This is a genomic window from Stutzerimonas stutzeri, assembly GCF_019090095.1.
GTDB classification, from domain to species: domain Bacteria; phylum Pseudomonadota; class Gammaproteobacteria; order Pseudomonadales; family Pseudomonadaceae; genus Stutzerimonas; species Stutzerimonas stutzeri_AN.
On sequence record NZ_JAGQFP010000002.1, the window covers coordinates 809,738 to 834,177 of the forward strand.

Genomic DNA, 24,440 nt, shown 5'->3' on the forward strand with positions numbered 1-24,440 from the left:
AGTACCCGATGAACTACCGCCACGCTTTCCACGCCGGCAATCACGCCGACGTCTTCAAACACCTCGTATTGTCCCGTCTGTTCGCGATGCTGGCTCGCAAGGAGGCGCCGCTGGCCTATCTCGACAGCCATGCCGGCGTCGGCCTGTATGACCTCGCAGGCGATCAGGCCAGCCGCACCGGCGAATGGCTGCAGGGGATTGCACGCCTGTGGCAGGCAGAGGAGGTGCCGGCGATCGCGCAGGGGTATCTGGACGTGATCCGTGCGCTTAACCCGGACGGCACGCTGCGTTACTACCCCGGCTCACCCGAGCTGGCGCGTCGGCTGACGCGCCCGCAGGATCGCCTGCAGCTCAACGAGAAGCATCCGGAAGACGGCCGGCTACTCAAAGACAACATGGCCGGCGATCGCCGAGTCGCGGTGCATCTGGGCGAAGGCTGGCACGTGCCGCGCGCCTTGATGCCGACCGCCGAAAAGCGCGTCGTCCTGCTGATCGATCCGCCTTTCGAAAAGGCCGACGAGCTGAGCCGTTGCGTACAGGCCCTGGGTGAGGCGCTGGGGCGGATGCGTCAGACCATCGGCGTGATCTGGTATCCGATCAAGGATGAGCGTCAGCTCAAGCGGTTCTATCAGGACCTGTCGCGCAGCGGCGCACCCAAGCTGCTGCGCGCCGAGCTGTTCGTCCACCCCACCGGCGAGGCCCTGCGCCTGAACGGCTCGGGTCTTGCCATCAGCAATCCGCCGTGGGGGCTTGAGGAGGAACTGCGCGAGCTGCTGCCCTGGCTGGCCAGGCTGCTGGGCCAGAGCGAGGGCGGCTGGCGGTTGGATTGGTTGGTGGAAGAGAAGTAACGACTGAGTGACGCCTTTGGTGGATCGGTGAAGCGTGATCCACCCTACGTGGCGTGGCCGGTGCAGACTGTCCTATCGCCAGCAGCCTTCAGCGCTAGAAAAGCTTCAGCGGCTCTTCCTGCAGGGCCGACATCTGTTCACGGAGGATCAGCACCTGATCGCCCCAGTAGCGTTCGGTGCCGAACCAGGGAAAGCTCATCGGGAAGGCCGGGTCATCCCAGCGGCGGGCCAGCCAGGCGCTGTAATGCATCAGGCGCAACGCGCGCAGGGCTTCGATCAGCGGCAGTTCGCGCGGGGCGAAGTCGTGGAATTCGCTGTAGCCATCCACCAGTTCGGACAACTGCCCGAGCCGCTCATGACGTTCACCGGCCAGCATCATCCAGATGTCCTGTACCGACGGGCCCATACGGCAGTCGTCCAGATCGACCAGGTGAAACGCATCGTCACGGGCAAGGATGTTGCCGGGATGGCAGTCGCCATGCAGGCGGATCGTCTGGAAATCGGTGCGGGCGAAGACGTCATCGACGCGCTTGAGCAGGTCGCGCGCCACCGACTCATACGCGGGGAGCAGGCTCCTGGGCACGAAGCCGCCTTCGAGCAGCGTCGCCAGCGATTGGTGGCCAAAATGCTGGGCATCAAGCGTTTCGCGATGCTCGAACGGACGGCTGGCGCTGACCGCGTGCATGCGACCCAGGAGCTGGCCGAGGCGGTAAAGCTGATCCAGATTGCCCGGCTCCGGCGCGCGACCACCACGGCGGGGAAAAAGCGCGAAGCGAAAACCGGCATGTTCGAACAGGGTCTTGCCATCGCGCTCGACTGGCGCCACGACCGGGATTTCGTGATCGGCCAACTCCTTGGAGAACTGGTGCTCTTCGAGAATGGATTCGTTGCTCCAGCGACCCGGGCGATAGAACTTCGCCACGATCGGGGTTTCGTCCTCGATGCCCACCTGGTAGACGCGGTTTTCGTAGCTGTTCAAAGCCAGCACGCGGGCGTCGCTGAGGAAGCCGATACTTTCCACCGCATCGAGCACAAGGTCAGGTGTCAGTGTGTCGAAGGGGTGGCTCATGGTCGGCTCCGTGGACGGGTCGCCAGTGTATTGCACTGGGGCGTTTACACAACCGCAGGTCGTGGCTAGTCGCCGGGCTTGGGGGTACGCGCCAGGCAATAGACATCCACGCGCGCGGCGCCGGCCCGCTTGAGCAAACGCGCCAGGGCTTCGGCGGTGGCGCCGGTGGTGAGCACGTCGTCGATGATCGCCAGGTGCCGTCCGGTCAGCGGCCGCTCGCATGTCAGGGCGAACGCCAGACGCAGGTTTTTGCGCCGGCTCGCCGCGTCGAGCGCCTGCTGTGATTGGGTCTCCTGGACCCGCTGTAGGAGCGTTGCGTCGACCGGGATGGCCAATGCCGAACTCAGCCAGTCGGCAAGCATCTGCGCCTGGTTGAAGCCGCGCTGGCGCAGCCGTCGGCGTGCCAGTGGCACCGGTACCAGCGCGTCGGGACGGGGCAGGCCTTCGTCGAACGCGTGCCGCAAATGGTGCGACAGCTGCTCGGCCAACAGTCGGCCGAGCGGCCATTGCGCTTGATACTTGAAGCGGCTGATGAGGGCGTCTACGGGAAAGGCGAAGCGCCACGGGACGGTAACTTGACCGAATGCGGGCGGCCGCTTCAGACATTCGCCACAGATCAGGCCGGCCGCCGGCAATGGCAGGGCGCACAGGCCGCAATGCTCGCGCAGCCAGGGCAGTTCGGCTTCGCAAGCCGCGCAAATCGATTGCCCTGTTTCGCAGCGCTCATCACAGAGCGAACAGCGGTGTTCAATATTTAGCCAGTTGTAAACCATGAGTCCTTTCCTGGTTGACAGCGTCTCGCGCTTGGCTAACCATTTCGCATCCGTGCCAGGCCGCCGAGCCGCTACTAATTACAAGGATTGCTTATGAGCGCCACCACCGCTTCCGTTACCCGTCACGACTGGAGCCTCGCCGAGGTTAAGGCGCTCTTCGAACAACCTTTCAATGACCTGATCTTCCAGGCTCAAGGCGTGCACCGCCAGCACTTCGATGCCAACCGCGTTCAGGTTTCGACATTGCTGTCGATCAAAACCGGCGCCTGCCCCGAAGATTGCAAATACTGTCCGCAATCAGGCCACTACAACACCGGCCTCGATAAAGAAAAGCTGATGGAAGTGCAGAAGGTGCTCGATGCGGCTGCCGAAGCCAAGGCCATCGGCTCGACGCGCTTCTGCATGGGCGCCGCCTGGAAACACCCGTCCGCCAAGGACATGCCGTACGTCCTGAAGATGGTCGAGGGCGTGAAAGCCATGGGATTGGAAACCTGCATGACGCTCGGCAAGCTCGATCAGGAGCAGACCAAGGCGCTGGCCGCTGCAGGCCTGGATTACTACAACCACAACCTCGATACCTCGCCGGAGTTCTACGGCAACATCATCACCACCCGCACCTACGCCGACCGTCTGGAGACGCTGAGCTACGTCCGCGATGCAGGGATGAAGATCTGCTCCGGTGGCATCCTCGGCATGGGCGAGTCGCTGAACGACCGCGCCGGCCTGCTGATTCAGCTGGCCAACCTGCCCGAGCACCCGGAGTCGGTGCCGATCAACATGCTGGTCAAGGTCAAGGGCACGCCGCTGGCTGACGAGCAGGACGTCGATCCCTTCGACTTCATCCGCATGCTCGCCGTGGCGCGGATCATGATGCCCAAGTCCCACGTTCGCCTGTCCGCCGGGCGCGAGCAGATGAACGAGCAGATGCAGGCCCTGGCCTTCCTCGCCGGTGCCAACTCGATCTTCTATGGCGAGAAGCTGCTGACCACTGGCAACCCGCAAGCTGACAAGGACATGCTGCTGTTCAAGCGCCTGGGCATCCAGCCCGAAGCGCGCGAAGAGCATGACGACGAAGTGCACCAGGCCGCTATCGAGCAGGCGCTGGTCGAGCAGCGCGACAGCAAGCTGTTCTACGACGCCGCCGTGTAAACACGGACCTGGAAGCCCGAAGCCGGAAGCTTGAAGCGATTCGGCGTTGCTTCCAGCTTCTGGCTTCCCGCTTCGAGCTTGCCTATGTCCTTCGATCTTTCCGCCCGCCTCGCCGCGCGCCGCGCCGAACACCTTTACCGCCAGCGGCCGCTGCTCGAGGCGCCGCAAGGCCCCGAGGTGCTTGTCGACGGCAGGCCGCTGCTGCAGTTCTGCTCCAACGACTACCTTGGCCTGGCCAGTCACCCCGACGTGATCCGCGCCATGCAGCAAGGCGCCGAACGCTGGGGCGTGGGGGGCGGCGCCTCGCACCTGGTCATCGGCCACAGCACGCCGCATCACCAGCTCGAAGAGGCCTTGGCCGCGTTCACCGGCCGGCCGCGAGCCTTGTTGTTCTCCACCGGCTATATGGCCAATCTGGCCGCCGTCACGGCGCTGGTGGGACAGGGCGATACGGTGCTCGAAGACCGCATCAACCACGCTTCGCTGCTCGACGCCGGCCTGCTCAGCGGTGCGCGCTTCTCCCGTTACCTGCACAACGATGCGGACAGCCTGGCCAAGCGCCTGGACAAGGCGACCGGCAATACCCTGGTCGTCACCGACGGCGTATTCAGCATGGATGGCGACCTGGCCGACCTGCCGACGCTGTGCGCCACCGCAAACGCCCGAGGCGCCTGGGTCATGGTCGATGACGCCCATGGCTTCGGTCCGTTGGGCAAAACCGGCGGCGGCATCGTCGAGCATTTCGGGCTGGGGATGGCTGAGGTGCCGGTGCTGGTCGGCACGCTCGGCAAGGCCTTCGGCACCGCTGGCGCCTTCGTCGCGGGCAGCGAGGAGCTGATCGAGACCTTGATCCAGTTCGCCCGGCCGTACATCTATACGACCAGCCAGCCACCGGCGGTTGCCTGCGCCACCCTTAAAAGCCTAGAGCTGCTGCGCACCGAGGGCTGGCGCCGAGATCATCTGAATAAACTGATCGCGCGCTTCCGTCAGGGCGCGGCCGAGATCGGCCTGACGCTCATGGACAGCCCGACGCCCATCCAGCCGATTCTCGTCGGCAGCAGCGAGCGCGCCCTGGCGCTGTCTGCGGCGCTGCGTGAGCGCGGCATCCTGGTCGGCGCGATTCGCCCGCCTACGGTGCCAGCCGGCAGTGCGCGGTTGCGGGTAACCTTCAGCGCGTCGCATAGCGAAGCCCAGGTGGAACAACTGCTGGATATCCTGGCCGAATGCTGGAATCGATTGGCCGAGGAGCCTGAAGCGGATGCGTGATCAGCTGATTTTGCTGCCCGGATGGGCGTTTGGCCCGGCGGCGTTGCAGCCTTTGTGCGAGGCGCTCACCGAGCTTGCGCCGGCGCTCGACGTCATCATCGAACCCTTGCCCGAGCTGGCCGAGGCCGACGCTTGGCTCGACGCGCTGGACCGTCGTCTGCCCCGCGACAGCTGGCTGGCCGGCTGGTCGCTGGGCGGCATGCTGGCCGCCCAGCTCGCCGCGCGACGTCTGGACAGTTGCCGAGGGCTGATCACCCTGGCCAGCAATCCCTGCTTCCGTGCCCGGCCACAGTGGCCGGAGGGCATGGCGCCGGATATTTTCGATGCGTTTCATGAGGCGTTCAGGCTCGATCCGGAGGAGACCCTGAAGCGCTTCCGCTCGCTGTGCAGTCGTGGTGCCTACGATCCGCGAACGCTGGCCAGACAGCTGCAGGTCAGCCTTGCCGACCTGCCGTCGCCGGTGCTGGACGCCGGCCTGCAGTTGCTGGCCGAACTGGACGGACGCGCTGCACTGCATGGCTATTTCGGCCCGCAGCTGCATCTGTTCGCCGGGAACGATGCCTTGGTCCCGGCGACGGCCTGCGCCGCGCTGCAGCGTTGGATGCCGGGCATTCTGGCCGAGCTGGTGCCGGGCGCCAGTCACGGTCTTCCGCTGGAGCGAGCCGACGATGTGGCGGCAAGGATCGCAGCATTCATCAAAGGCGACGACTCATGAACGAAGTGGCCGCGGCAATGGCGCCTGAAGAAGAACACGGCCTGCCTGACAAGCGTCAGGTAGCGGCGTCGTTTTCCCGCGCGGCCGCCAGTTACGATGCCGTGGCCGAATTGCAGCGCACGGTCGGCTCTGCGCTGATCGAGCGGCTGCCGCGAACCCTGATGCCCGCGCGCTGGCTGGATCTGGGCAGCGGTACCGGTCATTTCTCTCGCATCCTGGCGAGCCGATTTCCCGCCGGGGAAGGCGTTGCGCTGGACATCGCCGAAGGCATGCTGCGCCATGCCCGACCTCAGGGTGGGGCGAGCGCGTTCATCGCTGGCGACGCCGAATGCCTGCCGCTGCGTGAGGCGTCGGTGGATCTGGTCTTTTCCAGCCTGGCGCTGCAGTGGTGCGAGGAGTTCTCCAGCGTGCTGAGCGAGGCGAAGCGGGTGCTGCGCCCGGGTGGTGTGTTCGCCTTCAGCAGTCTGTGCAGTGGCACCTTGCAGGAGCTGCGCGACAGCTGGCAGGCGGTGGACGGTTTTGCCCATGTGAATCGCTTTCGCCCCCTGAGCGCCTACCAACAGCATTGCGCCGCGAGCGGGTTGCGAGTGGAGCGGCTGGAGGTCGAACCCGAGGTGCTGCATTTCGCCGAGCTGCGGCAGCTGACCAGCGAGCTCAAGGCGCTTGGCGCGCACAATCTGAACCCAGGCCGTCCGGGTGGGCTTACCGGTCGCGCACGAATTCGCGCACTGATCGATGCCTACGAGCGGTTCCGGACGCCGAGCGGGCTTCCGGCGACCTATCAGGTGGTGTACGGCGTGTTGCGCAAGGAGCTGACATGACCGCTGCGTATTTCGTCACCGGCACGGACACCGAGGTCGGCAAGACCACCATTGCTGCAGGGCTTCTGCATGCCGCGCGTCTGGCTGGGCTCAGTACGGCGGCGGCGAAGCCAGTGGCATCCGGTTGCGACGTCACAGCCGAGGGCCTGCGCAACAGTGACGCGCTGGCACTGCTCGGCGAATGCACGCTGCCGCTGCGCTATCAGCAGGTCAACCCGATCGCCTTCGAGCCGGCGATCGCACCGCATCTGGCCGCCCGCGAAGCAGGTGTCGAATTGACGGTCGCGGCGCTGGCCGAGCCGGTTCGCCAGGTGCTGGCATTGCAGGCTCAATTCAGCCTGGTGGAGGGCGCAGGTGGCTGGCGCGTGCCGCTGGCGGGACGCGAGGCGCTATCGGACCTCGCGATCGAGCTTGGTCTGCCCGTCATTCTGGTGGTTGGGGTACGTCTTGGCTGTATCAACCATGCCCTGCTCAGCGCCGAGGCCATCGAGCGCGACGGGCTCGAGCTGGCGGGCTGGGTCGCCAATATCGTCGATCCTGCCACCTCGCGCCTGCAGGAAAACCTTGCCACGCTGGATGAGCGGCTCGAAGTTCCCTGCCTCGGGCGAGTGCCACGTCTGCCGGTGGCAAGCCCGGCCGAGATCGCCCGCTATCTAGACCTGGCGGCACTCAAGGCTTGAAGACGGCCCGCGTGTCCTCAGCGGACTTGTACCGGGCACGGTTCAGATCCATCCGGTGCACCAGCAGCGCCTGTATATAGCGATATGCGAGTGGCATCAGCGCAGCGGCTCTGCTTCAATGATGGCCAAGTGACTTTGCGAGAGTGCAACCATGCAAATCAACAGTCTTCTGGCTGCCGGGCTTGGCGCGTATCAGGCCGGGCAGCAACGTGTTGAGCAAGCCGGCGCTGCCGTCGCAGAGCTCACCCTGCCCGCTGCCGAAACCTCACAGGCGGTGGCCGATACCGTCAAGCTGACCGAGCAGCTCGTGGAAATGAAAGTGGGCGAGCATCAAGCCAATGTCGGTGCTCGGCTCCTGCAGTCGGCCGACGAAGTCCTCGGCACGCTGATCAACACCAAAGCCTGACTGTTTTCGGTCGGCCGCTCTGGCCGGCCGCCTCGCCCGGTTCGGGCGCACCAATCCTGCCTATAGTTATTTCAGATGCCGACGAATGGCGTCCTGGTCGCTGCTTGACATCGTCCAGGCCTAAACGTATGTTTCAAACGCCTGTTTGACCTGCCGGGGTAACGCCGGATGGTCCAATCGAAATCAAGCGTGGCTGACCTGCCAGTCACCTGAATCAAGAACCCACCGCTGAGGTTTACGCTATGCCTGACTACAAGGCCCCCTTGCGCGATATCCGCTTTGTACGTGACGAACTGCTCGGCTACGAAGCGCACTACCAAAGCCTTCCGGGTTGTGAGGACGCCACTCCGGACATGGTCAACGCCATTCTCGATGAAGGCGCCAAGTTCTGTGAGCAGGTGATTGCTCCCCTCAACCGCGTAGGCGATACCGAAGGCTGCACCTGGAGCGAAAGCGGTGTGAAGACGCCGACCGGCTTCAAAGAGGCTTATCAGCAATTCGTCGAAGGCGGCTGGCCGAGCCTGGCCCATGACGTCGAGCATGGCGGCCAGGGCCTGCCGGAATCGCTGGGCATGGCCATCAGCGAAATGGTCGGCGAAGCCAACTGGTCCTGGGGTATGTACCCGGGCCTGTCCCACGGCGCGATGAACACCCTGCACGAGCACGGTACCGCCGAGCAGCAGCAGACCTACCTGACCAAGCTGGTGTCCGGCGAGTGGACCGGTACCATGTGCCTGACCGAACCGCATTGCGGCACCGACCTGGGCATGCTGCGCACCAAGGCCGAGCCGCAGGCCGACGGCAGCTACAAGGTCTCGGGTACCAAGATCTTCATTTCCGCTGGCGAACACGACATGGCCGACAACATCGTCCATATCGTGCTGGCTCGCCTGCCCGATGCACCGCAGGGCACCAAGGGCATTTCGCTGTTCATCGTGCCGAAGTTCCTGCCGAACGCCGAAGGCGGCGTGGGCGAGCGCAACGGTGTCTCTTGTGGCTCCATCGAGCACAAGATGGGCATCCACGGCAACGCCACCTGCGTGATGAACTTCGACAGCGCCACCGGCTTCCTGATCGGCCCGCCGAACAAGGGCCTGAACTGCATGTTCACCTTCATGAACACGGCGCGTCTGGGTACTGCTCTGCAGGGCCTGGCCCATGCCGAGATCGGTTTCCAGGGTGGCATCAAGTACGCGCGTGAGCGTCTGCAGATGCGCTCGCTGACCGGTCCGAAAGCGCCGGAAAAGGCCGCGGATCCGATTATCGTGCATCCGGACGTGCGCCGCATGCTGCTGACCATGAAGGCCTTCGCCGAAGGCAACCGCGCAATGCTCTACTTCGCTGCCAAGCAGGTCGATATCGTCCAGCGCAGCCAGGACGAAGAGCAGCGCAAGGCCGCTGACGCGATGCTGGCTTTCCTCACCCCGATCGCCAAGGCGTTCATGACCGAAGTCGGCTTCGAAGCGGCCAACCACGGCGTGCAGATCTACGGCGGCCATGGCTTCATCGCCGAGTGGGGCATGGAGCAGAACGTTCGCGACAGCCGCATCTCCTGCCTGTACGAAGGCACCACCGGCATCCAGGCGCTCGACCTGCTGGGCCGCAAGGTGTTGATGACCCAGGGCGAGGCACTCAAGGGCTTCACCAAGGTCGTGCACAAGTTCTGCCAGGCCAACGAAGGCAACGAGGCGGTCAAGCAGTTCGTCGAGCCGCTGGCCAAACTCAACAAGGAGTGGGGCGATCTGACCATGAAGGTCGGCATGGCCGCGATGAAGAACCGCGAGGAAGTCGGTGCCGCTTCGGTGGATTATCTGATGTATTGCGGTTACGCCTGCCTGGCTTATTTCTGGGCCGACATGGCGCGCCTGGCGTCCGAGAAGATTGCCGCTGGCGAAGACGCAGACGGTTTCTACACCGCCAAGGTGCAGACCGCACGCTTCTACTTCCAGCGCATCCTGCCGCGTACCCGTACGCACGTCGAGGCCATGCTGTCCGGTGCGGACAACCTGATGGACATGGACGAAGCGCACTTCGAACTGGCCTACTAAGGCTCAGCGCAACCAGAGAAACCGCTGCTTCGGCAGCGGTTTTTTTTCGCCCCGACCTCGGCCCGTTGATCACTTTTTGTTCCGGTGGGGTGATATAAGCCAGTCAATGCAGGCAAAATGCCTTCAATCTTCAAGCGCTCGAACACCGGAGTCGCCTTGCCTCGTTTGAGCCCTGCATGCTTCAGCCATTTCTACGTCCCTCTGGCATTGGTTGCCGGTGGGCTGGCGGCTGCCCGGCAGCCGAGCCTGAACGAGTTCTTCACGTCGCTGTTCAACGTGCTGCCGACGGTCCTGCTGTTGCTCGGCGGGGCCTTCTGCATTGCCTATGCGCGGATTCGCGAGACCTGCCTGCTGGCGGTCATCTACCTGAACTATTTCCTGCTCGACACCCAAGTCGATCACTACCGTCTCACCGGCGCGCTGCTGCCCGACGCTGCGCTGACCTTTCACCTGTGCAGCCTGCTCCTGCCGTCGCTGTATGGACTGTTTGCGCTGTGGCATGAGCGCACGCACCTGCTGCAGGACGGGCTGGCGCGGGTGGCGGTGATGATCGCCGTGGTCGTACCGGCCTTCGCATTGGCCCGCCGGTTTCCGGAGGCGATGCTCAACTGGCTGGCTGAGGTTCGCTGGCCTTCGTTGCAGGCGGACTGGTTGCAATTGATCCAACTGGCCTATCCGGTGTTCCTGCTGGCGCTGCTGGGCCTGCTGCTCCAGTACCTGCGTCGGGCCCGACCCGTGCATGCGGCTCAGCTTGTGGCGCTGGTCGGCCTGCTGTTGATGCTGCCGCAGGTGTTCAGCCGTCCGGGCGCACTCAATGTGTTGAGCAGCCTGATGATGCTGACATTGGTCGTTGCAGTTGCGCAGGAGGCCTACCAGATGGCGTTTCGCGACGAACTGACCGGCTTGCCCGGGCGCCGCGCGCTGAACGAGCGGCTGCAACGCCTGGGCCGGCAGTACGTGATTGCGATGGCGGACGTCGACCGCTTCAAGGCGTTCAACGATACCCACGGGCACGATGTCGGCGACGAGGTGCTGCGGCTGGTTGCCAGTCGCCTGCGCAAGGTGGGTGGCGGTGGGCGCGCCTATCGTTATGGCGGTGAGGAGTTCGCGTTGGTGTTTCCCGGCAGCGACCTGGCGCATTGCCTACCGCATCTGGAGGCCGTTCGCCGGGCGGTGGAGACGTATCCGCTACATCTACGCGACAAGACCAGCCGGCCCAAGGATGCCGAGCAAGGTCGGCAGCGTCGTGGTGCCAGCGCGACGATGACGGTTTCTGTGACCATCAGCATCGGGGTGGCGGAGCGAACGCTGGCGCAGCGCAGCCCGGAGGAGGTCATCAAACAGGCCGATCAGGCGCTCTACAGCGCCAAGGGGGCGGGCCGCAACTGCGTTCGCTCGCACGGCGACAATCGGCGTGGCGCGGTGCGCACGGCCAAGCGCAGCGGCGCTAACGTCTGACGGTTATGGCGCCGCATTCAGCGCTTGCAATGTAATGGCGAGCAGGGCGATCAGCCAGTAGCGTGCCCGGCACAACGGTGCTGGTGCCGTACTGGAGAACGTTATGCCCGCTTACAAGGCTCCCCTGCGCGACATGCGCTTCCTGATCGATGAGGTCTTCGACTTCCATGGCAGTTACGCCGCCAACGGTGCCGAGGAGGCGACGCCGGATATGGTCAGCGCAATCCTCGAAGAAGGCGCCAAGTTCTGCGAACAGGTGCTTGCACCGCTGAACCGCACTGGCGACGAAGAAGGTTGTCACTTCGACAGCGGCGTGGTGACCACGCCCAAGGGCTTCAAGGAAGCCTTCGCACAGTATGCCGCCGGCGGATGGATGGGACTGGCTTCGGATCCGGCGTACGGTGGCCAGGGTCTGCCGCACTCGCTGGGCCTGGTGATTGGGGAAATGGTTGGCTCGGCCAATACCTCGTTTGGCATGTATCCGGGACTGACCCACGGCGCGATGGCGGCGATCGGTGCCCACGGCACCGAGGCGCAGAAACAGGCCTACCTGGCCCGGATGACGGAGGGTCGCTGGACCGGCACCATGTGCCTGACCGAGCCGCATTGCGGCACCGACCTGGGCATCATCAAGACCCGCGCCGTGCCGCAGGCCGATGGCAGCTACGCGATCAGCGGTACCAAGATCTTCATCTCCGCTGGCGAGCACGACATGAGCGAGAACATCGTGCACCTGGTGCTGGCCAAGCTGCCCGACGCACCCGCCGGTACCAAGGGCATCTCGCTGTTTATCGTGCCGAAGTTCTTACCAGCAGAGGGCCTGCCTGATGCCTCTGGTGAGGCGGGCGAGCGCAATGGCGTCGCCTGCGGCTCCATCGAGCACAAGATGGGAATCAAGGCGTCGGCCACCTGCGTCATCAACTTCGATGCCGCTACCGGATTCCTCATCGGCGAGGCGAACAAAGGCCTCAACTGCATGTTCACCATGATGAACCACGCCCGCCTGGGGACCGGTATGCAGGGGCTGTGCAACGGCGAGGCGAGCTTTCAGGGGGCGATTCAGTACGCCAACGAGCGGCTGCAGATGCGTGCGCTGACCGGCGCAAAGTATCCCGACAAACCGGCCGACCCGATCATCGTTCACCCGGATGTCCGGCGCATGCTGCTGACGATGAAGGCGTTCAACGAAGGCAACCGGGCGCTGGCCTATTTCACCGCACAGCTGCTCGATCAGATCCACAGTCCGGATGCCGGCAAGCGCAAGGAGGCCGAAGACCTGCTCGCGTTCCTGACACCCATCTGCAAGGCCTTCATGACCGACACGGGACTGGAGGTGACCAACCTCGGCATGCAGGTGTTCGGCGGTCACGGCTATATTCGCGAATGGGGCATGGAGCAACTGGTGCGTGATTGCCGTATCGCCCCGATCTACGAGGGCACCAACGGCATCCAGGCGCTCGACCTGCTGGGCCGCAAGGTGCTCGGCAGCCAGGGCAAACTGATGCTCGGCTTCACCAAGCGGGTGCACAAGTTCTGCGAGGCCAACGCTGATCACCCGCAGCTTCAGCAGTACGTGGAGCAGTTGGCGGGGCTCAACCGTGACCTGGGTGAGATCACCAAGGGCGTCGGCATGGCGGCGATGAAAAACCCGGACGAGGTGGGCGCCGCGTCGGTCGACTACCTGATGTACTGCGGTTACCTGATCCTCGGTTACTTCTGGTTGCGCATGGCTGTGGTAGCGCAGAGCCGTCTCGAGCAGGCGGGCAATGATGCGGCTTTCTACCAGTCGAAGCTCGTTACGGCCGAGTTCTACTTCTCGCGGCTACTGCCTCGTACTGCGGCGCACCGCGCGGCGATCGAGGCGGGGAGTGCGAGCCTGATGAAGCTGGCCGCCGATCAGTTCGCATTCTGAACCCTCCGGCAGGACAACTAGCCCGCGCTTGCGCGGGCTTTTTTATCTGCAGCCCCATGACGTTTCGCTACTGTCCGTTCGGTGGGCAGGGTTGCCCTTCGTGTCCGAACGCAGGGTCCGGATGAGAACCAATTGGTCATTTTAAGACGCTTCGGGCGCTGATCAGTCTTCAGTTAGACTCGCGAAACAGCTGCGGCCAACCGGCCGGGTGACATGTTCTGCGAGGTCTTTTCGATGGCTGACTACAAAGCACCGCTGCGCGATATGCGTTTCGTACTGAACGAAGTTTTCGATGCCCCGACGCTCTGGCAGACCTTGCCAGCGCTAGCGGAAGTCGTCGATGCAGAAACGGCCGAGGCGATTCTCGAGGAGGCAGGCAAGATCACCGCTAACACCATCGCCCCGCTCAATCGCAGTGGCGATGAAGAAGGCTGCCATTGGGCTGATGGTGCGGTCAGCACGCCGGCCGGTTATCCCGAGGCCTACCGGCTCTACGCCGAAGGCGGCTGGGTCGGCGTCGGCGGCGATCCGGCCTACGGCGGCATGGGCATGCCCAAGGTTATCTCTGCGCAGGTCGAAGAGATGATGAACTCCGCCAGCCTGGCCTTCGGTCTGTACCCGATGCTGACGTCCGGCGCCTGCCTGTCGATCTACGCCCACGCCAGCGAAGCGCTGAAGCAAAAGTACCTGCCGAACATGTATGCCGGTGTCTGGTCTGGTTCGATGTGCCTGACCGAGCCCCATGCCGGCACTGACCTGGGCATCATCCGCACCAAGGCCGAGCCGCAGGCCGACGGTTCCTACAAGGTCAGCGGTACCAAGATCTTCATCACCGGCGGCGAGCACGACCTCACCGATAACATCATTCATCTGGTGCTGGCCAAACTGCCTGACGCGCCGGCTGGTTCGCGTGGTATCTCGTTGTTCCTGGTGCCCAAGGTGATGGTCAACGAGGACGGCAGCCTGGGCGAGCGCAACAGCCTGAGCTGCGGCTCGATCGAGCACAAGATGGGCATTCAGGCCTCGGCCACCTGCGTCATGAACTTCGACGGTGCCACTGGCTGGATGGTCGGCGAGCCGAACAAGGGGCTGGCCGCCATGTTCACCATGATGAACTACGAGCGTCTGGGGGTCGGTATCCAGGGGCTTTCCACGGGCGAGCGGTCCTACCAGAGCGCCATCGAGTATGCGCGTGAACGCATCCAGAGCCGCGCCCCGACGGGCCCGGTCGCCAAGGAGAAAGCCGCCGACCCGATCATCGTGCACCCCGATGTGCGTCGTATGCTGCTGACGATGAAGGCCCTGAACGAAGGCGGTCGTGCCTTCTCCAGCTACGTTGCCCTGCAACTGGATATCGCCAAGTTCAGCGACGATGCCGAAGCCCGCCAGCGCGCCGAAGCTCAGGTCGCGCTGCTGACGCCGGTTGCCAAGGCCTTCCTGACCGATATGGGCCTGGAAACCACCGTTCATGGCCAGCAGATCTTCGGCGGTCACGGCTTTATCCGCGAATGGGGTCAGGAGCAGCTGGTGCGCGACTGCCGCATCACGCAGATCTACGAAGGCACCAATGGCATCCAGGCACTCGACCTGCTTGGCCGCAAAGTGGTCGGTAGCGGCGGCGAACTGTACCGGGCGTTTGCCGATGAGATCAGGGGCTTCTGCAGCACCGCAGGGGCGGAGCTGGACGAGTTCGCCGTCCCGCTGCGGGCTGCCTTGGAGAATCTCGACGCGCTCACCGCGTTCGTGCTCGACAGCGCCCAGCGCAATCCCAACGAGATTGGTGCGGCCTCGGTCGAGTATCTGCACGTGTTTGGCTACACCGCCTATGCCTACATGTGGGCGCGGATGGCAGCGGTCGCGCTGGGCAAACAGGGAGAGGACGATTTCTACGCCAGCAAGCTGGGCACGGCGCGTTTCTATTTCGCTCGATTGCTGCCGCGCATCCATTCGCTCAGCGCTACGGTCAAGGCCGGCGCCGAGTCGTTGTATCTGCTGGACGCCGAGCAGTTCTAAGGACTTAAGCTGTAGCGGCACAATGAAATTAATTCGCCATGTCCGGGAACAATGGGCCAGCATCCCAGTCATAAGCCGGCATCATGTAGTCAATGGCTTACAAGCGGGGCCAAGGATCGGCTTCCTTGTAAGTCATTGCTTACAAATCGTAGTGCAAAACTGCCACTACAGGTCTTACCGGCCCGGCGGTAGTCTTTGCGCTTGGACGCTGCGTATGGAAGCGCGACAGCACAAAATACGGAAGCGTAGCGGAACGACGCCAGGAAGGCGCAAGTCACGGATGTCAGGATGCAGTCTGCAAAGGCCCCGCTTCGGCGGGGTTTTCTTTTGCCTGGGTTTCGGCCGCTACCGGTTCTGACGGTGCGTATCAATCGTGCCGGCTTAGTCGTCCAGTCGTCAGGCCGGCATACAGACGCCGGTGCCGCCCAGCCCGCAATAGCCCCCGGGATTCTTCGCCAGGTATTGCTGGTGATAGGCCTCCGCGTAATAGAACGTCGGAGCTTCGGCGATTTCGGTGGTGATGCTCCCAAGCCCATGCTTGTCCAGCTCGGCCTGAAAACGCAGCGCGCTGTTGCGTGCGGCTTCCAGTTGGGTGGTATCGAGGCAGTAGATGGCCGAGCGGTACTGGGTACCGATGTCGTTGCCTTGCCGCATGCCCTGGGTCGGGTTGTGCGCCTCCCAGAACAACCGCAGTAGAGCCTCGTAGGTGATCTGCTGGGGATCGAAGACCACCAGTACCGCTTCGGTGTGCCCGGTAAGGCCGGAGCACACTTCCTCGTAGCTCGGGTTCGGTGTATGGCCTCCCGCGTAACCTACCGCGGTGGTCCAGACGCCGGGCTGCTGCCAAAAGCGCCGCTCGGCCCCCCAGAAGCAGCCCATGGCGAATATCGCCTGGCGCAAGTGAGCCGGAAACGGTGGTTGCAGTGGGTTGCCATTGACGAAATGGGCGTCTGGAACCGGAACGGAGGTGGCGCGCCCGGGGAGCGCCTGGCCGGCATCGGGGAGCGCCTGTTTGTGGACGAGAATTTGCGAACGCAGGGTCATGGTGTCCTCGAGCCTGATAGTCGGATGGCCTGGGCAGCCTAGGCTACCAAACGGCACGACCAACGCGCCGTCGGCCAAACGGTACACCTGATGAAAGGCTCAAAGCCAGTGCGGATAGCGGCGCAAAGAGTTGATCAGTTGGCCGCCGGGGATGGGCTTGTCGAACAGGTAGCCTTGACCGATATCGCAGCGCTGATGCCGCAGGAAGGCCAGTTGCTCGGCCGTTTCGATGCCCTCGGCGACTACTTTCAGATGAAGATTGCGGGCCATGGCGATCACCGCGGCGGTGATCTCGATGTCGTCCTGGCTGACGGGGATGTCCTTGATGAAGCTCCGGTCGATCTTGATGACATCGATGGGAAACTTCTTCAGGTAGCTCAGCGACGAATAGCCGGTGCCGAAATCGTCCATGGCCAGCGTGACGCCGAGCGCCTTCAGGCCGATCAATTGCTGACGCGTCTCCTCGGTGGCTTCGAGCAGCAGGCTTTCGGTCAGCTCAAGTTCAAGGCTGCTTGGAGGTAAGCGCTCTTCGGTGAGGATGGCGCCGATCGAGGCCACGAGTTCAGGGTCGGAAAATTGTTTCGGCGAGAGGTTGATGGCGATCTGGGGTGTGCCGAGTCCCATCGATGCGAGCTGCAAACCCATTCGACAGGCCTCGCGCGCCACCCACTTGCCAATGGGAATGATCAGTCCGGTTTCTTCCGCGACGCCGATGAACTGATCGGGCCGAATCATGCCCTTTTCGGGGTGATTCCACCGCAGCAGGGCTTCCAGGCCCTGCAGACGCCCGCTGCGCAGGCAGAGCTTGGGTTGGTAGAACACCTCCAGTTCGTTCTGCACCAGCGCGCGGCGCAGGTTGTTCTCCACGAACAGCTTGTAGTTGGCTTCGGCGTGCAGGGCTTCGGTAAACACCTGTACCTGATTCTTGCCATTGGCCTTGGCCTTGTGCAGGGCCTGGCCGGCGTGCTTCATCAGGGTTTCCGGATCGTCGCCATGCAGCGGCGCGCAGGCCAGGCCCAGCGAGCCGCTGACACTGATCAGCTGCTTGTCGACGAACAGGGGCTTGTCCAGGATGCGCAGTACCTTGTTGGCCAGATGCTGGGCTTGTTCCAGATCCATGTCATCGAGCAGCAGGGCGAACTCGTTGCTGGCGAATCGTGCCAACACGCTGTCGCGGTTCAAACTGTTGCGCAGGCGCCGAGCGAGGCTGGTCAGGAGCTTGTCGCCGGTCTGATGGCCCAGGCTGTCGTTGATGCGCTTGAAGTTGTCGATATCCACCAGCAGCAGGCAGAGGCGTGGCGTTTTTCCGTTGGCGAAGCGCTCTTCGATGCTTCGAATGAAGAATGGCCGATTGCCCAGACCCGTGAGGTTGTCGGTATAGGCCAGGCGTTCGATATGCTGCTGCGCCACCTTGCTCTGGGTGACGTCTTCGTAGATGCCGATGTAGTGCGTCAGCTCGCCGTTCTCGCCGTACACCTTGGAGATCGATAGCTGGCCCCAGTAGGGCTCGAGGTTCTTGCGGCGACTGCGGAACTCACCCTGCCAGCTGTTGTGCTGGGCCAGGCTCGAAGAGGTGTCGAACAGCAGCTCGCTGAGGTTCTCCAGGGCCGTCAGCTCGGTTAAGCGACGGCCGCGCACTTCATCGGCGGAGAATTGCGTGATGGAGGTAAAGCTTGGGTTGACGTAATCGACGATGCCGTTCTTGTCTACCAGGATGAACGCGCTTGCGCTCTGCTCCACGGCTCGCTGGAACAGGTGCAGGGTATGCGTGGCGTTGAGTCGCTGCTGGTTGGCCAGCACCTGCGCGTACTGATCTGCCAACTCTCCGGCAAAGGCCACCTCATCGGCGTGCCATACGCGCCGGCTTCCCGAATGCTCCAGGCAAAGCACACCGATGACCTCGTCCCCGACTCGGATGGTCGCATCGAGAATGGCGGTGATATTCCGAGGCTTGAAATACGACTCGACCAGCTCCTGGGTACGGGGGTCTTCCATCACGTTGGCAACATCGATGGCGCGCCCGCTGTGTACGGCTTCCATGTAGCGAGGCAGCGTCGAGATGTCCAAGGCCGATAGATACTCGGCGCTGTCGTTGTCGCGCCGGTAAGCGGCGATCGCCTCGAGTCGCTCCCCGTTGAGGTGCCAGATCGCCGCGCGGGCGATGTCGTAGGCTTCGCTGGCGGCCTGGGTAATCAGTTGCGCGGCTTCAAGCTGAGGGTTGGCCGAGCCGTAGCGGTGCCGCGCCAGCCGGACGATCAGATTCTGTTGTGCACGGGAGCGGATGAGGTGTTCCAGGTGCACGTCGGAGACGCTCTGCGGCACATCCGCAGCCGGTTCGTCGGCCGCTGCCGGCAACTCCAGGGGTGGCGCGGCTTCCGTCGAATCAGGCTCGACTACCAGGTAACCGCGCAGCAGGTCGCGGCCATACTGTTGGCCCAGTTCGCCGATTTCCAGCAGGTTTAGCGAGCCGCTGGCCGCATGCAAGCGATAGCGTATGGAGTAGTGACCCTGGACGGCCAGCTGTGCCTGGACGGTGTCGTGCATGCGTAGGCGCACGGCAGGCTCCATCAGGCTGGCGTAGGGTGAGTCTACCAATGAGCACAACTGATGAGCCGGCAGGCCGAACTGGCTCTCGCACGAGGGGTCCAGGTAAAGCAGTGCCCAGCTGGGCTCGTTCAAACGCTCGAAACGCAGCATTCCCAGCCTGGAAGGCGCTGGCAACTGCGTCACAACCTCGGTCGCCAAACGGCTGGCGGCATCGGTATGTATTTTCATCGAGCGGTTTGCTTCCAGTATGCTGCGGGGAGTCGTCTCGCTAGTTACAGCATGCAGCGTTTTCAGCGGCGAGGCGATGGCTAAATAATATTAGGCTACGGCAAGGGTGCATCATGCGACAGGGACTGACAAGCCTGGTTTCGAAGTTACTGCTGATCTCGTTCTTTCTGGGTGTCACTGTCTCGGTGAAGGCCGCTGAAACGGGCGGTCTGACGTCCGAGGAACCGGCCAAATACCTGGCTCAGCTGAAGGCCCTCTATCTTACCTCGAACGAGCGCGAAGCCTTGCTGGCGCATAGCAACGCGCTACTCGAAAGCCACGGGTTGAAGGCCGCCTATCAGGTTGGCCAGGCCAATCCACAGGACGTCAGTTACCGCTTGAGCGTGGGGGCGCCTGGTGAACTGCGAATCCGTGAAGAGCGGCGTGATGCGTCTGGCAACATCGCGGTTCGCAATCGCAGTTTCTCGGTGTTTGGTATGGACCCGTATGTCCGTTATCAGTGCCCGCCCCAAGGGGTGGTCTGCCTCTTCGAAGACCCGCTGGGCGGCGACCCCTGGCTGACGATCCTGCGTGACCCGGCCGGGGCGGAGGAGCTGGCGAAAGCCTTGTCGTTCCTGCTGCGCAATTTGCAGAAGGGCTGAGGCGGTCGGGTGAATCGGTGGTCGGGCCGTGAAACGAAAAAACCCGCCTGCTGGCGGGTTTCTTCGTTGGCTTACCTGATCACAGCAACATCGTGCGGATATCCGCCAGCAGCTCGGACAGGCGCTTGGTGAAGCGCGCGGCCGCAGCACCGTTGATGACGCGGTGGTCATAGGACAGCGACAGCGGCAGCATCAGGCGAGGCTGGAAGGCCTTGCCGTCCCATACCGGTTGCATGGTTGCCTTGGAGACGCCGAGGATCGCCACTTCCGGCGCGTTGACGATCGGCGTGAAGCCGGTACCGCCAATGTGGCCGAGGCTGGAGATCGTGAAGCAGGCGCCCTGCATGGCATCGGGTGACAGCTTCTTGGTACGCGCCTTCTCGGCGAGTTCCGCTGCTTCGGCGGCCAACTGCAGCAGGCTTTTCTGGTCGACGTTCTTGATCACCGGAACCAGCAAACCGTCCGGCGTATCCACGGCGAAGCCGATGTGGACGTACTTCTTGCGGATCACCGCCTTGCCGCTTGGCGCAAGCGAGGCGTTGAACTCCGGCAGCTCCTTGAGCAGATGCGCGCAGGCCTTGAGCAGCAGCGGCAGCACGGTCAGCTTGACGCCGGCCTTCTCCGCTACCGCCTTTTGCGCAACGCGGAAGGCTTCCAGCTCGGTGATGTCCGACGACTCGAACTGGGTCACGTGCGGCACGTTGAGCCAGCTGCGATGCAGGTTGGCGGCGCCGACCTGCATCAGGCGAGTCATCGGCACTTCTTCGACTTCACCGAACTTGCTGAAGTCAACTTCCGGAACCGCTGGGATACCCGAGCCGCCCGCCGCGCCGGCGGCCGGCGCCTGCTTGGCTTTGTGCATCATGTTCTTGACGTAGGCCTGGACGTCTTCCTTGAGGATGCGTCCCTTCGGGCCGGTGCCTTGAACGTCAGCCAGGTCGACGCCGAACTCGCGCGCCGTCATGCGCACCGCGGGGCCGGCGTGTACCTTGCTGCCGGCCTTGCTTGGCCCGCTTACCGCAGGTGCCGGTGTGGCGGCAGCCTTGGCTTCGGGGACGCCCTGCTTGTTCGGCGCGACGGCCTGTTGCTGTGGCGCGGCTTCCTGCGGCTTGGACTCGGCCTTTTTCGCTGGCGCTGCGCCTTTGACTTTCAGGGTCAGGATCAGGTCGCCGGTCTTGGCATCGTCACCCACCTTGATGGACAGCGACTCCACGACGCCTGCTTTGGGCGCCGGGATTTCCATGCTGGCCTTGTCGGACTCGAGGGTTATCAGCGACTGATCGGCCTCAACGCTGTCGCCGGCCTTGATCATGACTTCGATGACCTTGGCGCTGCCGCTGGAGCCGATGTCTGGGATACGGACTTCTTCCACGGACTCGCTTGCCGCTTCAGCGGGTGCTTCTGCTGCCGGCTCGGTCAGTTTCTCCTGGGCTGGAGCTTGTGCCTGGCTGGGCGCTGCGCTACTGACAGCTGCCGGCTTGCTTGCGGCCGCGCCCTTGAGGACCAAGATCAGGTCGCCAGTGCCCAGCTCGTCGCCCACCTTGACCGAGATGCTCTCGACCACGCCGGCGGCCGGAGAGGGAATCTCCATGCTGGCCTTGTCAGACTCGAGGGTGATCAGGGGTTGTTCGGCTTCGATGGTGTCGCCGACATTGACCGAGACCTCGATCACGCTGGCCTTGCCAGACGAGCCGATATCGGGAACCTTGATTTCCTGCGACTCACCCTCGGTGGAGGGCGAGTCCTCGGCCTGAGCGGAGGGTGCTTCGGCTTCGTCGGCGGGGCCGCCGGCGGCTGCGCCAGCAGGCTCAGCAGCGGCTTGCGCCGGTGCTTCGCTGCCTTGGGCGTCTTCGCTTTCCAGCTCCAGCAGTTCGTCGCCTTCCTTCAGTCGGTCGCCCAGCTTGACCTTAAGTGCTTTCACGACGCCCGCCTTGGGCGCCGGAATTTCCATGCTGGCCTTGTCGGACTCGAGCGTCAGGATGCTCTGGTCGGCTTCGATTCGGTCGCCGACCTTGACGAACAACTCGATAACTTCACCCTCACCGCTGCCGATGTCGGGTACGCGTATGGTTTCACTCACAATAGGTTCTCCTGTGCGCACGCAGCATCAGCAATCCAGCGGATTGCGCTTCTCGGGGTCGATACCGAACTCGGTAATGGCCTCGGCCACGACTTTGCGTTCGATGGCGCCGCGATCGGCGAGTGCCTGCAGGGCGGCGACGGCGACCCAGCGGCGATCGACTTCGAAGAAGTCACGCAGCTTGGCGCGCGAGTCGCTGCGGCCGAAGCCGTCGGTGCCCAGCACCTGGTATTCGCGCGACGGTACCCACTGACGGATCTGATCCGCGAACAGCTTCATGTAATCGGTCGATGCCACAACGGGGCCTTCGCGGCCCGCCAGGCACTGTTCGACGTAGCTCTTGCGCGGCTCCTCGGTCGGATGCAGACGGTTCCAGTGATCCACGGCCAGTCCGTCGCGACGCAGCTCGTTGAAGCTGGTGACGCTCCAGACATCGGCGCCGACGCCCATCTTGGCCAGGATGTCCACCGCGGCGCGGACTTCGCGCAGGATGGTGCCGCAACCGAGCAGCTGCACGCGGTGCTTGAAGTCGCCCTTGGCTTCTTCGAGCAGGTACATGCCTTTGATGATGCCGTCTTCGACACCCTGCGGCATGGCCGGCTGCTGGTAGTTCTCGTTCATCACGGTGATGTAGTAGTAGACGCTCTTCTGCAGCTCCATCATCTCGTGCATGCCGTGATGCATGATCACCGCCAGCTCATAGCCGTAGGTGGGGTCATAGCTGCGGCAGTTGGGGATGGTGCTGGCGAGGATGTGGCTGTGACCGTCCTCGTGCTGCAAGCCTTCGCCGTTGAGCGTGGTGCGCCCGGAGGTGCCGCCCAGCAGGAAGCCGCGGGTCTGGGCATCGCCAGCAGCCCAGGCCAGGTCCCCGATGCGCTGGAAGCCGAACATCGAGTAGAAGATGTAAACCGGCAGCATCGGCTGGTTGTAGTTGCTGTAGGCGGTACCCGCTGCCATGAACGAGGAGAAGGCGCCTGCCTCGTTGAGGCCTTCCTGAAGAATCTGGCCGTCCTTTTCTTCGCGGTAGTACATCACCTGGTCGCGGTCGACCGGCTCGTACAGCTGCCCGACAGGCGAGTAGATGCCCAACTGGCGGAACATGCCTTCCATGCCGAAGGTACGCGCCTCGTCGGCGAGGATCGGCACGATGCGCTTGCCCAGGTCCTTGTCCTTGACCAGCTGCGAGAGAATCCGGCCGAAGGCCATGGTAGTGGAAATCTCGCGCTCGCCGGAGCCGTCGAGTACCGCCTTGAGCGTTTCCAGCGGCGGGGTCGGGATGCTGAAGCTCTTCGGCCGGCGCTGCGGCAGCGAGCCGCCGAGCTTTTCACGGCACTTGCGCAGGTACTTCATCTCGGCGCTGTCTTCGGCCGGACGGTAGAACGGCAGTTCTTCCAACTGAGAGTCGTTGACCGGGATGTCGAAGCGATCGCGGAATTTCTTCAGGCTGTCGATATCGACTTTCTTGGTGTTGTGGGCGATGTTCTTCGCCTCACCGGCACCGGTGCCGTAGCCCTTGATGGTCTTGGCCAGGATGACGGTCGGCTGACCCTTGTGGTTGACCGCCTGGTGGTACGCCGCATAGACCTTGTAGGGGTCATGGCCGCCACGGTTGAGCTTCCAGACTTCTTCGTCGGACATGTTCTCGACGCGCTTGAGCAGCTCCGGATCGGCACCGAAGAAGTGCTTGCGCACGTAAGCGCCGTCTTTAGCCTTGTAGTTCTGGTACTCGCCGTCGATCGCCTCGTCCATGCGGCGCTGCATGCGGCCATCTTCGTCGGCTGCGAACAGCGGATCCCACAGGCGGCCCCAGACGACCTTGTTGACGTTCCAGTTGGCGCCTTTGAACACGCCCTCCAGCTCCTGGATGATCTTGCCGTTACCGCGAACCGGGCCGTCGAGGCGCTGCAGGTTGCAGTTGATGACGAACACCAGGTTGTCGAGGTTTTCACGGCCGGCCAGCGAGATCGCGCCGAGGGTTTCCGGCTCGTCGCATTCGCCGTCGCCGATGAAGCACCAGACGCGCTGCTTGCCCTTCGGAATGAAACCGCGGTTTTCCAGGTACTTCATGAAGCGGGCCTGGTAGATCGCGGTGATCGGGCCCAGGCCCATGGACACGGTCGGGAACTGCCAGAAGTCCGGCATCAGGTGCGGGTGCGGGTAGCTCGACAGGCCTTGGCCGTCCACTTCCTGGCGGAAGTTAAGCATCTGGTCTTCGCTCAGGCGGCCTTCGAGATAGGCGCGGGCGTAGATGCCGGGAGAGGCGTGGCCCTGGTAGTAGATCAGGTCGCCGCCATGCTCTTCGGTCGGGGCCTGGAAGAAGTAGTTGAAGCCGATGTCGTAGAGCGTCGCGCTGGAAGCGAAGGTGGAGATGTGCCCACCCAGGTCCGGGTCCTTCAGGTTCGCGCGCATCACCATCGCCAGCGCGTTCCAGCGAACCAGGGAGCGGATACGACGCTCCATGAACAGGTCGCCGGGCATCTTGGCTTCGCGGGTGACGGGAATGGTGTTGCGGTACGGCGTGGTGATGCCGTAAGGAAGTGGCGTGCCGCTGCGGGTGGCCAGTTCCCCCATCCGGGTCATCAGATAGTGGGCGCGGTCTTCACCTTCGCGGTCGAGTACGGACTCGAGGGCGTCCAGCCATTCCTGGGTTTCGACGGGATCGAGATCTTGCATGGCTTGCTCCAGGGCGGAAAGGCTTCCAGAATCGGTTGCCTGCTTCGCGATCGGCTTTGTAAGCCGATG

18 protein-coding genes are annotated in these 24,440 nt (G+C 63.4%); 12 read left to right on the forward strand and 6 right to left on the reverse strand.

The annotated features are described in order from the left end of the window. Positions 1–8: 8 nt before the first annotated feature. A complete protein-coding gene (locus KVO92_RS13315; RefSeq protein WP_217476103.1) occupies positions 9–848 on the forward strand; it encodes a 23S rRNA (adenine(2030)-N(6))-methyltransferase RlmJ in 840 nt (279 codons plus the stop codon). 94 nt (positions 849–942) lie between these two features. Here KVO92_RS13315 and KVO92_RS13320 read toward each other — a convergent pair whose 3' ends face one another. Beyond that, entirely contained in the window at positions 943–1,917 is a 975-nt protein-coding gene (locus KVO92_RS13320; protein WP_217476104.1) for a serine/threonine protein kinase, read from the reverse strand. A gap of 65 nt (positions 1,918–1,982) precedes the next feature. Next, entirely contained in the window at positions 1,983–2,690 is a 708-nt protein-coding gene (locus KVO92_RS13325; protein ID WP_217476105.1) for a ComF family protein, read from the reverse strand. A 93-nt stretch (positions 2,691–2,783) separates the two neighbouring features. Between KVO92_RS13325 and bioB the strand changes: the two genes are divergently transcribed. The 10 genes from bioB to KVO92_RS13375 all read left to right on the forward strand — a co-directional run bounded on the left by bioB (position 2,784) and on the right by KVO92_RS13375 (position 15,158). Further along, on the forward strand, positions 2,784–3,839 hold the full coding sequence (bioB, locus tag KVO92_RS13330) for a biotin synthase BioB (RefSeq protein WP_217476106.1): 1,056 nt from the start codon (positions 2,784–2,786) through the stop codon (positions 3,837–3,839). An 84-nt stretch (positions 3,840–3,923) separates the two neighbouring features. Continuing rightward, the gene (gene bioF, locus KVO92_RS13335; RefSeq protein ID WP_217476107.1) at positions 3,924–5,105 is read left to right on the forward strand and encodes an 8-amino-7-oxononanoate synthase; all 1,182 of its coding nucleotides are present in this window, start codon (positions 3,924–3,926) and stop codon (positions 5,103–5,105) included. Beyond that, complete coding sequence (locus tag KVO92_RS13340) at positions 5,098–5,820, forward strand: alpha/beta fold hydrolase (protein WP_217476108.1); 723 nt, start codon at positions 5,098–5,100, stop codon at positions 5,818–5,820. Before bioF ends, KVO92_RS13340 begins: the two co-directional genes overlap by 8 nt. Then, entirely contained in the window at positions 5,817–6,641 is an 825-nt protein-coding gene (bioC, locus tag KVO92_RS13345; RefSeq protein ID WP_217476109.1) for a malonyl-ACP O-methyltransferase BioC, read from the forward strand. Before KVO92_RS13340 ends, bioC begins: the two co-directional genes overlap by 4 nt. Further along, complete coding sequence (gene bioD / locus KVO92_RS13350; RefSeq protein WP_217476110.1) at positions 6,638–7,321, forward strand: dethiobiotin synthase; 684 nt, start codon at positions 6,638–6,640, stop codon at positions 7,319–7,321. Before bioC ends, bioD begins: the two co-directional genes overlap by 4 nt. Positions 7,322–7,472: 151 nt before the next feature. Continuing rightward, entirely contained in the window at positions 7,473–7,727 is a 255-nt protein-coding gene (locus KVO92_RS13355; protein ID WP_217476111.1) for a hypothetical protein, read from the forward strand. A 242-nt stretch (positions 7,728–7,969) separates the two neighbouring features. Next, positions 7,970–9,775 carry a phenylacyl-CoA dehydrogenase gene (locus KVO92_RS13360; protein ID WP_217476112.1) on the forward strand — a complete coding sequence of 602 codons (1,806 nt, stop codon included), beginning with the start codon at positions 7,970–7,972 and terminating at the stop codon, positions 9,773–9,775. Between the two features lie 156 nt (positions 9,776–9,931). Further along, positions 9,932–11,233 (forward strand): GGDEF domain-containing protein, encoded by a 1,302-nt coding sequence (locus KVO92_RS13365; RefSeq protein ID WP_254621432.1) that lies wholly within the window; start codon positions 9,932–9,934, stop codon positions 11,231–11,233. 103 nt (positions 11,234–11,336) lie between these two features. Beyond that, positions 11,337–13,145, forward strand: coding sequence for an acyl-CoA dehydrogenase C-terminal domain-containing protein (locus KVO92_RS13370; protein ID WP_217476114.1), 1,809 nt, complete (start codon positions 11,337–11,339; stop codon positions 13,143–13,145). 234 nt (positions 13,146–13,379) lie between these two features. Next, a complete protein-coding gene (locus KVO92_RS13375) occupies positions 13,380–15,158 on the forward strand; it encodes an acyl-CoA dehydrogenase C-terminal domain-containing protein (RefSeq protein WP_217476115.1) in 1,779 nt (592 codons plus the stop codon). Between the two features lie 396 nt (positions 15,159–15,554). On the opposite strand, the gene msrA is transcribed toward KVO92_RS13375, so the two are convergent. Together msrA and KVO92_RS13385 are read right to left on the reverse strand one after the other, a co-directional pair. Next, positions 15,555–16,202 carry a peptide-methionine (S)-S-oxide reductase MsrA gene (gene msrA, locus KVO92_RS13380; RefSeq protein ID WP_217476116.1) on the reverse strand — a complete coding sequence of 216 codons (648 nt, stop codon included), beginning with the start codon at positions 16,200–16,202 and terminating at the stop codon, positions 15,555–15,557. Between the two features lie 99 nt (positions 16,203–16,301). Further along, positions 16,302–18,977 carry a sensor domain-containing protein gene (locus tag KVO92_RS13385; protein WP_217476117.1) on the reverse strand — a complete coding sequence of 892 codons (2,676 nt, stop codon included), beginning with the start codon at positions 18,975–18,977 and terminating at the stop codon, positions 16,302–16,304. Between the two features lie 113 nt (positions 18,978–19,090). On the opposite strand from KVO92_RS13385, the gene KVO92_RS13390 reads away from it, so the two are divergent. Then, complete coding sequence (locus KVO92_RS13390) at positions 19,091–19,618, forward strand: hypothetical protein (protein ID WP_254621433.1); 528 nt, start codon at positions 19,091–19,093, stop codon at positions 19,616–19,618. 79 nt (positions 19,619–19,697) lie between these two features. Here KVO92_RS13390 and aceF read toward each other — a convergent pair whose 3' ends face one another. Together aceF and aceE are read right to left on the reverse strand one after the other, a co-directional pair. After that, complete coding sequence (gene aceF, locus KVO92_RS13395; protein WP_217476118.1) at positions 19,698–21,698, reverse strand: dihydrolipoyllysine-residue acetyltransferase; 2,001 nt, start codon at positions 21,696–21,698, stop codon at positions 19,698–19,700. 27 nt (positions 21,699–21,725) lie between these two features. Continuing rightward, positions 21,726–24,371 carry a pyruvate dehydrogenase (acetyl-transferring), homodimeric type gene (gene aceE, locus KVO92_RS13400; RefSeq protein ID WP_217476119.1) on the reverse strand — a complete coding sequence of 882 codons (2,646 nt, stop codon included), beginning with the start codon at positions 24,369–24,371 and terminating at the stop codon, positions 21,726–21,728. Positions 24,372–24,440: the final 69 nt, after the last annotated feature.

Coding starts and splice junctions, on each gene's coding strand:
- bioD (WP_217476110.1), top strand. CDS start 6,638: ATGACCGCTGCGTATTTCGTCACCGGCACGGACACCGAGGTCGGCAAG.
- KVO92_RS13360 (WP_217476112.1), top strand. CDS start 7,970: ATGCCTGACTACAAGGCCCCCTTGCGCGATATCCGCTTTGTACGTGAC.
- bioF (WP_217476107.1), top strand. CDS start 3,924: ATGTCCTTCGATCTTTCCGCCCGCCTCGCCGCGCGCCGCGCCGAACAC.
- KVO92_RS13375 (WP_217476115.1), top strand. CDS start 13,380: ATGGCTGACTACAAAGCACCGCTGCGCGATATGCGTTTCGTACTGAAC.
- KVO92_RS13370 (WP_217476114.1), top strand. CDS start 11,337: ATGCCCGCTTACAAGGCTCCCCTGCGCGACATGCGCTTCCTGATCGAT.
- KVO92_RS13385 (WP_217476117.1), bottom strand. CDS start 18,977: ATGAAAATACATACCGATGCCGCCAGCCGTTTGGCGACCGAGGTTGTG.
- KVO92_RS13355 (WP_217476111.1), top strand. CDS start 7,473: ATGCAAATCAACAGTCTTCTGGCTGCCGGGCTTGGCGCGTATCAGGCC.
- bioB (WP_217476106.1), top strand. CDS start 2,784: ATGAGCGCCACCACCGCTTCCGTTACCCGTCACGACTGGAGCCTCGCC.
- KVO92_RS13325 (WP_217476105.1), bottom strand. CDS start 2,690: ATGGTTTACAACTGGCTAAATATTGAACACCGCTGTTCGCTCTGTGAT.
- KVO92_RS13320 (WP_217476104.1), bottom strand. CDS start 1,917: ATGAGCCACCCCTTCGACACACTGACACCTGACCTTGTGCTCGATGCG.
- KVO92_RS13315 (WP_217476103.1), top strand. CDS start 9: ATGAACTACCGCCACGCTTTCCACGCCGGCAATCACGCCGACGTCTTC.
- KVO92_RS13390 (WP_254621433.1), top strand. CDS start 19,091: ATGCGACAGGGACTGACAAGCCTGGTTTCGAAGTTACTGCTGATCTCG.
- aceE (WP_217476119.1), bottom strand. CDS start 24,371: ATGCAAGATCTCGATCCCGTCGAAACCCAGGAATGGCTGGACGCCCTC.
- msrA (WP_217476116.1), bottom strand. CDS start 16,202: ATGACCCTGCGTTCGCAAATTCTCGTCCACAAACAGGCGCTCCCCGAT.
- bioC (WP_217476109.1), top strand. CDS start 5,817: ATGAACGAAGTGGCCGCGGCAATGGCGCCTGAAGAAGAACACGGCCTG.
- KVO92_RS13340 (WP_217476108.1), top strand. CDS start 5,098: ATGCGTGATCAGCTGATTTTGCTGCCCGGATGGGCGTTTGGCCCGGCG.